The sequence below is a fragment of the Paraburkholderia sp. RAU6.4a genome (assembly GCF_050435625.1).
Classification (GTDB): domain Bacteria; phylum Pseudomonadota; class Gammaproteobacteria; order Burkholderiales; family Burkholderiaceae; genus Paraburkholderia; species Paraburkholderia tuberum.
On sequence record NZ_JBNDKQ010000003.1, the window covers coordinates 1,703,392 to 1,715,338 of the forward strand.

At 60.5% G+C, this 11,947-nt stretch carries 12 protein-coding genes and 1 pseudogene; 11 read left to right on the top strand and 2 right to left on the bottom strand.

Features of this window, described 5'->3' with window-relative positions; all coding sequences use genetic code 11:
• Positions 1 to 130 precede the first annotated feature (130 nt).
• The 3 genes from OKW40_RS32450 (at position 131) to OKW40_RS32460 (ending at position 2,262) form a co-directional block, all read left to right on the top strand.
• On the top strand, positions 131 to 916 hold the full coding sequence (locus OKW40_RS32450) for an SDR family NAD(P)-dependent oxidoreductase (RefSeq protein WP_090808728.1): 786 nt from the start codon (positions 131 to 133) through the stop codon (positions 914 to 916).
• 477 nt (positions 917 to 1,393) lie between these two features.
• Positions 1,394 to 1,708: a hypothetical protein gene (locus tag OKW40_RS32455; RefSeq protein ID WP_184061981.1), complete on the top strand. Its 315-nt coding sequence runs from the start codon at positions 1,394 to 1,396 to the stop codon at positions 1,706 to 1,708.
• Positions 1,709 to 1,719: 11 nt separating this feature from the next.
• Entirely contained in the window at positions 1,720 to 2,262 is a 543-nt protein-coding gene (locus tag OKW40_RS32460; protein WP_184032187.1) for a nuclear transport factor 2 family protein, read from the top strand.
• A 91-nt stretch (positions 2,263 to 2,353) separates the two neighbouring features.
• On the opposite strand, the gene folE is transcribed toward OKW40_RS32460, so the two are convergent.
• Positions 2,354 to 2,989 (bottom strand): GTP cyclohydrolase I FolE, encoded by a 636-nt coding sequence (gene folE, locus OKW40_RS32465; RefSeq protein WP_184061980.1) that lies wholly within the window; start codon positions 2,987 to 2,989, stop codon positions 2,354 to 2,356.
• A gap of 193 nt (positions 2,990 to 3,182) precedes the next feature.
• Between folE and OKW40_RS32470 the strand changes: the two genes are divergently transcribed.
• Entirely contained in the window at positions 3,183 to 4,160 is a 978-nt protein-coding gene (locus OKW40_RS32470) for an NAD(P)H-dependent flavin oxidoreductase (RefSeq protein WP_184061979.1), read from the top strand.
• A gap of 87 nt (positions 4,161 to 4,247) precedes the next feature.
• Here the strand turns inward: OKW40_RS32470 and OKW40_RS32475 are convergent.
• Positions 4,248 to 4,745 (bottom strand): annotated as a pseudogene (locus OKW40_RS32475) (MBL fold metallo-hydrolase); the annotation flags it as partial.
• 78 nt (positions 4,746 to 4,823) lie between these two features.
• Here OKW40_RS32475 and OKW40_RS32480 point away from each other — a divergent pair.
• The 7 genes from OKW40_RS32480 to OKW40_RS32510 all read left to right on the top strand — a co-directional run bounded on the left by OKW40_RS32480 (position 4,824) and on the right by OKW40_RS32510 (position 11,934).
• Entirely contained in the window at positions 4,824 to 5,039 is a 216-nt protein-coding gene (locus OKW40_RS32480; RefSeq protein WP_429493309.1) for a hypothetical protein, read from the top strand.
• A gap of 28 nt (positions 5,040 to 5,067) precedes the next feature.
• Positions 5,068 to 6,999 carry an AMP-binding protein gene (locus OKW40_RS32485; RefSeq protein ID WP_429493310.1) on the top strand — a complete coding sequence of 644 codons (1,932 nt, stop codon included), beginning with the start codon at positions 5,068 to 5,070 and terminating at the stop codon, positions 6,997 to 6,999.
• A gap of 19 nt (positions 7,000 to 7,018) precedes the next feature.
• Positions 7,019 to 8,230, top strand: coding sequence for an acyl-CoA dehydrogenase family protein (locus tag OKW40_RS32490; RefSeq protein WP_429493311.1), 1,212 nt, complete (start codon positions 7,019 to 7,021; stop codon positions 8,228 to 8,230).
• 78 nt (positions 8,231 to 8,308) lie between these two features.
• Positions 8,309 to 9,469, top strand: coding sequence for an acyl-CoA dehydrogenase family protein (locus OKW40_RS32495; RefSeq protein WP_429493312.1), 1,161 nt, complete (start codon positions 8,309 to 8,311; stop codon positions 9,467 to 9,469).
• Between the two features lie 19 nt (positions 9,470 to 9,488).
• Complete coding sequence (locus tag OKW40_RS32500) at positions 9,489 to 10,226, top strand: enoyl-CoA hydratase (RefSeq protein ID WP_429493313.1); 738 nt, start codon at positions 9,489 to 9,491, stop codon at positions 10,224 to 10,226.
• Between the two features lie 78 nt (positions 10,227 to 10,304).
• Entirely contained in the window at positions 10,305 to 11,099 is a 795-nt protein-coding gene (locus tag OKW40_RS32505; RefSeq protein WP_429493314.1) for an enoyl-CoA hydratase/isomerase family protein, read from the top strand.
• 55 nt (positions 11,100 to 11,154) lie between these two features.
• Positions 11,155 to 11,934 carry an SDR family NAD(P)-dependent oxidoreductase gene (locus OKW40_RS32510; RefSeq protein WP_184064267.1) on the top strand — a complete coding sequence of 260 codons (780 nt, stop codon included), beginning with the start codon at positions 11,155 to 11,157 and terminating at the stop codon, positions 11,932 to 11,934.
• Positions 11,935 to 11,947: the final 13 nt, after the last annotated feature.

Here is an 11,947-nt window from a genome sequence, read left to right on the forward strand (position 1 = left end):
ACAGCTTCGTCCATGCTGCTCCTTTCGTCATCCGCTTCTCGTTCATCTTGACACGCCAAAGTGGTGTGTTTATCTTTGCGAATGACGTTCAGAAAATAACCCGCTCGCGCGGCGAGCCAAAGGAGGAGCAATGAGCACGAATGTGGCGAGTCTTTTCAATCTCGATCAGAAAGTGGCGGTGGTAACAGGGGCAGGCTCAGGCATCGGCCGCGAGACGGCTTTGCTGCTGGCGTCGGCCGGCGCGGCGGTGGTCGCGGCGGACCTGAATGAGGAAGCGGCGCAGCAGACGGCCAGCCAAATCGAAAGTGCGTCTGGCAAGGCTATCGCGATCAAAGTGGACATCAGCGATGAATCGTCGATTCTTGCGATGTACGAAACGGTGCAGGCCAAACTTGGGCGCCTCGACATTCTCGTGAACAACGCGGGCATCTATCCGAAGACGAAATTCGTCGAGACGTCGGTAGAAAAGTGGGACAAGGTGCTCGGCATCAACTTGCGCGGCACCTTCCTCTGCATGCGAGAAGCGATCAAGCGAATGCAAGGTGCCAAAAACGGCGGTTCCATTATCAATATTTCGTCGGTGGCTTCGCTGCAGCCGGTGATTTTCGACAACGGTGACTACGGCGCGTCGAAGGCGGGCGTGAACAACCTCACCAAGGTGGCAGCGCTCGAATTCGCAGCAGACGGAATTCGCGTGAACGCAGTGCTGCCCGGCGGCGTGGCAACCGAGGGCGCGGCCGCATCGACGAAGGTTCATCAGGCTCACGGGCCGATCACCCAACCTGGTCGCATGCCGCTGGGCCGCATCGGCGTCGCCTCCGATATCGCCAGGGCAGTGTTGTTTTTCGCGTCGCCGGCATCGGACTACGTCACCGGTCAGCTTCTCGCTGTCGACGGCGGCTTCCAGGTCTCCTGATCACTCGTCTGCGTGTCATTTTCGAATCGCCAAGCTGCGTCGAGAACGCGGCTTGGCGCTGCAATTGCCTTTCCCCGATTGATTGCCGACCCGTTCGCACACACGTCCATGTGTGTGCAGCGGGCGCTCGCGCATGCGCGTCGGTCTGAGCCTTGTCGGGTAGTGAAAACACCGACGCCATTAATTGAACGACGTGTTGCATAACCATATTCCATGGCATAGGATGTCCATCAAGAGGCGCCATGCAAGCGCCCGAGAGCATAAGCCTGATCGGAGACATGCGATGTACTTTCTCGACAGCGATTTACGTGGTCCTCTTGCAGACTATACGTACGACTATCGTCGCCAGCGCGCTGAAAAGGGCGCTCCGTCGTCGGACGAATCGGCTCGCGCAAAACAATCGAATTGGGCGGCGCGCGTGTTGGGCGCGGTGGCGCCTCGTGCTCTGGGCAAGCTGCGGACGGAGGGCCGTGCGCGATGAAAACGCTGACTCGCGAGAGCGCTCGGGAAGCGCGTAGAGTATGGCTCCCACTCATTCTCCTGTCGATTTCGGCGGCGGCGGTCTGGCTGCTGCAACGCGATGTGCGCATGGAAGAGCTAGGCCGGTCCGCACTCTTCGACGTCGTGATGATGTTTGCGGTGCTCGGGGCGACGGCATTGGCGGGCGTCATCGGATGTGCGATTGCGAGCCGTGCGCGAGCGCAGGAAGCCGATTTGTCGACAGGCGAGGGTTGTTGCTTCATTGGCGCCGTGATTGGTGCGGTCGTCTTTTTTGTCGCCATGACTATCTAACGGTAGAAGCCATGAATGAAGAACTGAGCGCGCGCGTCGAAGCACTGTTGGATAAGCAGGACATACTCGAATGCGTACACCGCTATTGCCGCGGGGTCGATCGCATGGACCGGAAGTTGACGCTGTCGGCGTACCATCCGGACGCAATCGACGACCACGGCGCATTCGTCGGGGATGCAGAGGAATTCGTTGACTGGGCCTTTGCGTATCATACCGAGCATCAGTTGTCGCACCACCATATGGTGTTCAATCACAGCGTCGAATTGCAGGGCGACGAGGCGCACGGGGAGACGTACTGGCTCTTCTTCGGAGAAAATCGCGTCAAGCCAGACACGCTAGCGGTGGGGCGCTATATCGACCGCTTCGAAAAGCGTGATGGCGTGTGGGCGATTGCCGCCCGTGTCTGCATCTCCGAAGCGATCAACGAACTGACCCCTGCGGAAGTGCCCACTGCGTGGCGTGAAATCCTGATGGGCAATGGCGTCAGTGCACGAAATCGTGAAGACGTCTCTTACGAACGGCCTTTAAAGACGCGCCAACCCAGCGAGGTTTAAGGCCAGACGCAAGCCGGCAACGACGCTTGCCACGGATACCAGCATCGATTTGCCATGAAAGCCAACGTCGGCAGCAAGCCGACGTTTGCTTTCAGCTATTGGGTAATGGCGCAATCGTGCTGTGACCGACAATCGACAGAAACTCGCGGCGGGTGGAAGGATCGTCACGGAATGCGCCCAGCATTCGGCTCGTCACCAGCGATGCGCCGGGCTTGTGCACGCCTCGCGTACTCATGCACTGATGCGCGGCTTCGAGAATGACAGCGACTCCCTTCGGTTGAAGCACGGTGTTCAGCGCATCGGCGATCTGAACGGTCATCTTCTCCTGAATCTGTAGGCGCTTGGCATAGACATCGACGAGGCGCGCGAGTTTGGAGATGCCGACCACGCGATGCTCGGGCAAGTAGGCAACGTGCGCACGTCCGATGATGGGCACCATATGGTGTTCGCAGTAGCTCTCGAAACGGATGTCCTTTAGCACCACCATCTCGTCGTAGCCATCCACTTCGGAAAACGTGGTGGCGAGAATCTGCATCGGATCGGAGTCATAGCCCGAGAAGAACTCGCGATATGCGCGCGCGACCCGTGCAGGTGTTTGAATGAGACCTTCCCTTTCGGGATCGTCACCGGCCCATCGGATCAGCGTGCGCACGGCTTGTTCCGCCTCGTCCGGCGTGGGGCGAATCGACACTTCCTCAGCGCCAAGCTGATTGTCTCGTTTATTCATCAACTCTCCTGATCATTCATGCCTCGTGCAATCGCATCGGCGTCCGCGAGTGCGGCACACGAGTGTCGGCGATGTGGAGGAAGTGTATATAATTGCACGGTGTTCGTAAATACAAACTACCGGCGCATCTTGCACGCGGCGTTCGACCATTGCGGGTCGAAAAATCAGGTTGCACTTACACAGGGATCAGCACATGAAAACGCGCATTACAGAGCTGCTTGGGATTCGATACCCCATTGTTCAAGGGGGCATGATGTGGGTGGGTCGAGCTGAACTTGCCGCCGCCGTCTCGAACGCCGGTGCGCTCGGCACCATCACTGCTCTGACGCAGCCCACGCCCGAGGCGCTGCGCAACGAGATCGCTCGGGTTCGCTCAATGACGGATCAGCCGTTCGCCGTCAACCTGACCATTCTGCCGACGATCAAGCCAGTGCCGTACGACGAGTACGTGCAAGCGGTCGTGGAGAACGGTGTGAAGATCGTCGAGACGGCGGGACGCAATCCCGAGCCATATATGCCCGCATTCAAGGCTGCGGGAATCAAGGTCATCCACAAGTGCACGTCGGTGCGTCACGCGCTGAAAGCGGAGGCGTTGGGCTGCGACGCCGTGAGCGTGGACGGATTCGAGTGCGCCGGACATCCGGGCGAGGACGACGTGCCCAATCTGATCCTGTTGCCGGCCGCGGCCGCGAAACTGCGTATTCCGATGCTTGCTTCAGGCGGCATTGCCGATGCGCGCGGCATGGTCGCCGCGCTCGCGCTCGGCGCGGATGGGATCAATATGGGTACGCGCTTCATGGCAACGCGGGAGGCGCCGATTCACGAGAACGTCAAGCGCAGGCTCGTAGAGCATGACGAGCGCAATACGGCGTTGATCTTCCGCACGCTGAAGAACACGTCGCGTATCTTCAGGAATTCGGTAGCAGAGCAAGTGTTGGAACTCGAGCAAAAAGAGGGTGTGACGTTTGCGGATCTCAAGCCGCTGGTGAGCGGTGAGCGCGGTAAGCGAGTGTACGAGACGGGTGACACCGAAGACGGAACGTTTCCGGCTGGCCTCGCAATCGGGCTTATCGAGGATATTCCCACCTGCGCGGAACTCGTGAGTCGGATGGTCGCCGAGGCGCGCGCACTCATTCATGGCCGGCTGGCCGCGCTTGTAGAAGCGAGCTGAGTCCGCAACAAGACGGCCGTCGAACAAGGCTGCCCGTGCCCCCGGTTTTAGCGGGCGTGGCAGCCGATGCATGTATTACGATCGCAATCAGGCCTGCGAAGTCGGACGACCTTGTTCGTCGAGTCGTTCGAGATGCGCCAGCAGCGACCGGGATGCCGCAGGCCAGAGCCTTTCGGGAACATCGGTATAGGCAAGACGCAGCCAGTCGTCGATCGAACCGGTCGGCAGTGCCTTTACCGCGCCGGCGATCTTTGCTTCCCGGGCGAGACGGTGTGCCTTGAGGCGGGCGATCTGGTCATGCGGTCGGTCCAGCACGTACCCATGGGCGGGCAGAATAAAGTCGATCTCACGTTCGGTGCAAATCGCGTTCAACCGGTCGAGTGACGTAAGGTACGCCGTCATGTTGCCGTCGGGAGGATCGATGATGGTCGTGCTGCCATTCAGAATGTGATCGCCGCTGAATAGCAGTCCGTCTTCCAGAAGGACCAGGCACACGTGGTTGCTTGCGTGCCCCGCTGTCGAGACGACCAGCAATCGATGCGTCTCGCCGTCATGCGCAAGTGTCAGCAAATCGCCATCGAGCAATCCCGGTGTCGTGTTTAACAATGAGAATGGCGTTCAGAAATTAGCGCAATTTTTGTTTTCTGTCCACGTTGTTGTGCGATGCGCAAAGCTGCGATCGTGCCGGACATTGCGCGCGTCATTCGCGCCAGATTGCGTGTGTGCTATCAGGCTTCCTCGTGGGTGACGACGGATAGACGTGGCTGGGATTTCGCGTTATTCTGGTTCAGCAAGATGATCGACGTTCAATTATTGGTTGAACTTGGCCCGCAACATTTCCAGGTATCGGAAGGCGATGCGAGCGCTCGCGGGACATGATTTGCCAGATAACAACAGGACGACTCAGATGGATGCAGGTACGGCTTCGCACGATGCGCTGATGGATGTGCCGTTTCGCCCGATTCGCGTCGGCAGCATGGATGCCATCGTCGAGCGAAGGCCAGACGGAAGCGTGGTGTATGAACTGAAGGAACCGCTCCAGGCGTATCCGATCCGCTTGACGGAGCGGCTCGAACACTGGGCGAGCGTCACGCCCGAGCGCGCGTTGCTTGCGCGGCGGACGCCGGACGGCAAGTCATGGGAGTCTCTGACCTACCGCCAGGCGTTCGACGGTGCGCGTGCGCTGGGGCAGGCGCTGCTCGATCGAGGATTGTCGCCGTCTCGTCCGTTGATGATTCTCTCCGATCGAAGCTTTGAACACGCGCTCTTCGCGCTCGCCGCATTGCACGTCGGGATTCCCTATATCCCGGTGACGCCCGCGTATTCGCTGTTATCACAGGACTTTTCGAAGCTCAGGCAACTCGCGGCCGTATGCACGCCCGGCCTCGTCTTCGCGGAGGACGGCGCGCAGTATGGCCGCGCATTGCGTGAGGTGTTCGGCGGCGTGGAATGTGTCGTCGTCGGTCCGTTGCCGGAGGGTCGTGGCGGTTCGCGCGTCGCGCAGTGGCTGAAGACGCCGGTTACAGCCGACGTCGACAAGGCGTTCAAGGCAGTCGGCCCGGATACGGTGGGCAAGATCATGTTTACTTCGGGAACGACAGGCGCACCGAAAGGCGTGATCTACCCGCAGCGCATGTTGTGCAGCAATCGACAGCAAGTCGCCCAGGTGTTCGCGTTTCTTCAGGACGGGCCATCGGATCTCGTCGACTGGCTGCCTTGGCATCACACTTTTGGCGGCACGCATAACTTCGGCATGGTGCTGTACGGCGGGGGGACTTACTACCTGGACCCAGGCAAGCCAACGCCGGAGGAAATTGGCCCGACGGTGCAGGCATTGCGTGAAATCGCGCCGGCGGTCTACCTCAATACGCCGCAAGGGTTGGCCTCGCTCATTCCGCATCTGCAGGCGGACAAGGCACTGCGCGAGAAATTCTTTAGCAAACTCGCGCTCATCTACTACGGCGGTGCAAGTCTGCCGAAATACATCTGGGCTCAACTCGACGAGCTCGCGGTGCGTACCATCGGCCAGCGTGTGCTCATCATGTCGGGCATCGGCAGCACGGAAGCAGGTCCAACGCCGCTATCGGCGGCCTGGGATCCGCGACGCGAAGCGATTGCGGGGTTGCCCGTGCCCGGCGTCAAAGTGAAGGTGGCGCCGGTCGGCGCGAAGCTGGAAATCCGTTTCCTCGGCGACTGTGTGACGCCCGGCTATTGGAAAGATCCCGAGCGCACCGCCGCCGCGTTCGACGAGGAAGGCTATTTCCGCTCCGGTGACGCAGCAACGTTCATCGACCCGCAGCGCCTCGAACTGGGACTGCGCTTCGACGGACGCATTGCGGAAAATTTCAAGCTGTCCTCGGGCACCTGGGTCAACGTCGCCGAGTTGCGACTGTACGCGCTGAACGTGTGGGGCCCGTATGCGCGGGATATCGTGATTGCCGGGCACGACCGCGACTACCTGAGCGCGCTCGTCTTCCCTGACATCGAAGCGTGCCGTGCGCTTTGCGACGACCTTCACGATCCGATGCCGGGCGCCGACCAGATCATCAACAGCCGCGGCGTGCGCGCGTTCTTCCAGACCGGACTCGACCAGCTCGCCGCGCGTCCTGGCGGCAGCTCTACGCGCATTGCGCGCATCGTGCTCGAAAGCGAGCAGCCGACGCTCGATAACGGCGAATTGAGTGCAAAGAGCGCAATCAGCCAACGCAATGTGCTCGAGCGACGGCGCGGTGTCGTGGACGAGCTTTATTGCGTGCCGCCCACGCCGCGCACATTGGTCGGCAACGCTGGCGCAGCAGCGGGCGCAGATCGAGGCGCGCGCCGCGGTTCAACGTACTGAAAACGCTGGAAGCTAAACCATGGATTTTCGCGTAGATCCCGCGGACATCGCGTTCCGCAAAGAAGTTCGTGCATTCCTCAACGAGCATTTGCCCGCCGACCTGGCCTTTCGCGGGCAGCAGGGCTTTCTGGCAGGTGACGACGATTCACAGCGCTGGACTCGCATCTTGCACGAAACGCACGGCTGGTCAGTGCCGCATTGGCCGGTTGCTGACGGCGGCACGGGGTGGACCGCGATGCAGCGTTACATCTTCGAAGAAGAATGCTATCTGGCAGGCGCACCGATACAGAATCAGGCGGGCGTGTCGCTCGTCGGACCCGTGATTTGCGAGTTTGGCAACGAAGAGCAGAAGCGCCGCTTTCTTCCTCCTATCCAGCGTGGTGAAGTGTTCTGGGTACAGGGTTTTTCAGAGCCGGGCTCGGGTTCCGATCTTGCATCGCTACGTACGACGGCGGTTCTCGATGGAGACCACTACATCGTCAATGGACAGAAGATCTGGACCAGCTTCGGCGCCTACGGTCAATGGAATTTCGTGCTGGTCCGCACGGATAGCGAAGCGAAGCCACAAAAGGGCATTTCCTTCCTGCTGCTCGACATGTCGTCGCCGGGCGTTACCGTGCGGCCGATCGCGTCGCTCGATGGCTGCCATCACCTGGCGGAAGTCTTCTACGACAACGTGCGTGTGCCCGCTGAAAACCTTATCGGCGAGGTCAACAAGGGGTGGGGATACACCAAGTTTCTGCTCTTTAACGAGCGGGCGTTTCTTGGCGCTGAAGCGCCTGCCCTCAAGCGCTATCTGCGCAAGATCCGGCACTACGCCTCGCGCGAACGGATGGCCGGCAAGCCATTGATCCAGGATCCGACGTTTGCGGCACGTTTCGCGCAGCACGAATTGCAGGTTCGCGCGATCGACATGGCGGTGCAGAAAATCCTGCATCAAGGGATAGACGAGCGCAGCGGCGGTATGGCGATCGGATCCATGCTCAAAGTGCGCGGATCCGAACTTCATCAGAAGCTCACGGAGATGCTGCTGGAGGTGATCGGCGATTATGGCGCCGTGTTCTATCCCGATCCGAATGAAGAGCGAGAACTGCGCGAGGCCCAGTTCATCGGACCTGAATACGCGCCAGGCCTGGCGGCAGAGGTCTTCTATCGGCGGGCTTGCTCGATCTATGGCGGGACGGCCGAAATTCAGCGAAACATCATCGCCAAAGCACTGTTCGATCTTTGACGCCATATCGAGTCACGAACGGTCTTCGATCCCCGAGACGTGGGATCGCATCAATTGCCGGCATAAAGAGGGTGCAGCATGGACTTCGAGTTGAGCGACGAACAGCGGATGTTGCAGGAAAGCGCGCAACGCTTCTTGCAAAAGAGTTATACGTTCGAACATCGTCGCAATCTTGCTTCGCAAGGAGGCGGATTTTCGCGCGAGACGTGGCGTAGGTTCGGCGAAATGGGTTGGCTCGGTGTCGCGGTGCCGGATGAATTGGGCGGGCTCGGTTTCTCGTCAGTCGAAAGCGCCATCGTGGCCGAGCAGATCGGGCGCGCGCTGGTGCTGGAGCCATACGTGATGTGTGGTGTGTTTCCTGCGTCGCTTGTCACGCGCTGCGGGCGAGACGGGCAGCGCGAGGCGATACTTGGCGAGATCGTTTCGGGCGAGACTGTCTATGCGGTCGCGCAGAGTGAGCGCGAGGCGCGGGGTCAGGTGCATTACGTGACGGCCACCGCGAAGAAGACAGAGGACGGGTCTTGGCGGCTGGACGGCTATAAGACGCTCGTGGTTGGAGCGCCCGTTGCAGACCGTCTGCTCGTCGTCGCTCGAGCGGCGGGTGCAGCCGATGCCACGGACGGCATCGGGGTTTTCGTCGTCGATCCGAAGCAGGCAGGCGTGACGCTGAAGACTTGCGCGCTGCTCGACGGCACGCCATCTGCCGACTTGCTGCTCGATGGTGTGATCGTCGCAGAATCGAATGTTCTGGGTGAGGCTGGGCGAGCGTTCGAAGGACTGCAGGCCGCCGTTGACGAAGCGGCCGTTGCGATCTGTGCCGAACTGGTGGGCGATATGGAAGACGCTATCGAGCTCGCGTCGGAGTACTTGAAAACGCGCAAGCAGTTCGGGGTGGCGATTGGCAGCTTCCAGGCGCTGCAACACCGGATGGCCGACATGGCGATCGAAGCGATGCAGGCGCGCGCAACACTGCACCGTGCGTTGCTCTCCATCAGCGAGGACAGGGAGAACCGGAGCGTCGAAATCTCGGGCTGCAAGGCACAGACCACTCGTAGCGCGAAGTTCGTCACGCAACAGGGTATCCAGTTGCACGGTGGCTACGGCATCACGGATGAATACAAGGTGGGCCATCACTATCGCCGTCATCTGGTGCTCGACGCATTGTTCGGCAACGCGGACTATCACCTGAATCGCTACGCACGCCAGATTCAGCACGAGGCAATGGTCGCGGCGGCGTGAACCCTTTCGAGGCATTGCCATGAACGCAAATGCAACCGATCTGCTCGGCATGCGGAGTGACGAAACGGTTCTCACGTTGACACTGAACCGGCCCGCGGCCCGCAACGCACTGAACCTCGCATTGACCGAAGCGCTGGTCGACGCATTGCATCGTTTCGAAGCGGACCAAAGTCTGCGCGTCCTCATCGTGACGGGCGCCGATCCGGCCTTTTGTGCTGGGCTCGACCTGAATGATTTTTCCGCGCCCGATGCGCCGCGCACGCGGGTCGCGGACATGATCGATATGTGGCCGCGCATCACCAAGCCGGTAATCGCGGCGGTCAACGGCGCTGCCGTTACAGGCGGGCTGGAACTTGCAATGGGGTGCGATTTCATCATCGCGTCCGAGCGTGCGCGCTTTGCCGACACGCACACGAAAATCGGCGCGCTCGCGGGGGGCGGCATGACCGCGAGGTTGCCGTATAGCGTGGGTCCGCGGTGGGCGAAGCAGTTCAGCTTGACGAGCGATCCGATTGACGCGGCCACCGCGTTGCGCATCGGCCTCGTGAACGAGGTGGTCAGCCACGAGCAACTGATGGAGCGGGCAGCGTCACTAGCGAAGACGATTGCGAGCCGCCGCCCCGAGCTCGTCGCGACGGTCAAGCGGGTGATCGATCAGGGTGCGCTAGCTTCGCTGGAAGAGGCGTTGCGGATCGAGAAGGCGGCATTGGCGCAAAGAAAGCAAAGCGGCGGCATGGCGTGGCAGGTGGGGAAATAATCGCTTGCCTGAGCGAAGCGCGCGACGCGAGGGCCGTGACGCTGGCTCAATCAACAATTTCGCCCTGAGGGGACTCGCATGGCAAATCTCTACGATCTTCCAGACGACATTCAGGTGACGGCCGACGGCGGCCTGCGGATCATTACGCTCAATCGACCAGACGATCTGAACGCGTCGACCACCGAGATGCTCTTCAGTTACCCCAAGCTGTTTGCTGCGCTAGCCTCGGATCCCGAGGCGCGCGTCGGGATTCTCACCGGTGCGGGAAGGGCGTTCAGCGCCGGCGGAGACATGAATCACTTCGTCAGGACGCTCGACGACCCCGATTTTGCGCGCAGCGTGCAAGAGAACGCGCGGCAAACGATCCACGGTTTCATCGACGTGCCGATTCCTCTGATTGCCGCCGTCAACGGGCCAGCCGTCGGTTGGGGCGCGACGATGGCTACGCTGTGCGATATCGTTCTGATGTCGGAGAAGTCTTTTCTCGCCGAGCCGCATATCAACATTGGTCTCGTCGTCGGAGATGGGATCTCCGTGTCGTGGCCGCTCTATACCAGTCTGCTGCGGGCGAAAGAACTGATCTTTACTGGAGATCGCATCACAGCGCAGCAAGCCGTTGATTTCGGTCTGGCCAATCGCGTTGTCGAACCCGACAAGCTGATGGAAGAGGCTATGACTCTTGCGCAAAAGCTGCTCAAGCAACCGCGCCACGCACTGCGCGAAACCAAGAAGCTGATGAACCTGCATCTCCATCGCAGTGCGGCCCAGATGCTCGACACGACCCTCGCACGCCAACTGGAGGCGACGCTCAGCGATGAGCATCACGAGATCGCGTCGGCGTTCATCGCCCAGCAGAAACGCAAGCAAGCCTGATCCTGCCCGGTGAATCTTGCTTTCATCGACAAGCCTCCATTTTTGTGGAGTACGTATGCCCTCATCGCTTTTTGACCTCACGGACAAGGTCGCAATCGTCACCGGATCGAGTCGCGGCATCGGCTATGCCAGTGCGCTCGGCATGGCGGAACACGGCGCCAAGGTCGTCGTTTCAGGCCGTAACGCCGACGCCTGCGAAACCGCCGCGCAAGCCATTAACGAAAAGATCGGAACTCGGGTGGCCTTGCCGTTTGCCTGCAACATCGGCCGAAAAGCGGAATTGCAAGGTCTCGTGGCTGCGGCGAACGGCGAGTGGGGCAGAGTCGACATCGTGATGGCCAATGCCGCGATTCACCCGTGGATAGGCTCGGCACTCGATCTGCAAGACGAAACGTTCAACAAGTTCATGCAGGTCAACGTCCAGAGCAATATCTGGCTCGCGCAGATGACCGTGCCCGGCATGATCGAGCGTGGCTATGGGCGCTTTATTTCGGTGGCATCCGTGGTTGGACTGTTCGGCGATGCCGTGACGGGAACCTACGGGCTCACCAAAGCCGCCGACATGCAGCTCGTGAGAAACCTCGCGATGGAATTCGCCGCAAAGGGTGTCACTGCCAATTGCATCGCGCCTGGCACCTTCAAGACCGAGATGGCGCGATCGCAATGGGAGGACGAGGCGATGGTCGAATGGTACCGGGGTCGCAATCCATCACAGCGCTTCGGCGAGGTCGACGAGATCGCCGGGCTAGCCGTGATGCTCGCATCGCGTTCGGGCGGCTATATCAACGGCCAGACGATCGCGGTGGATGGCGGCCACACGATCTCGTTTCGCTGACCTGCAGGAGGGA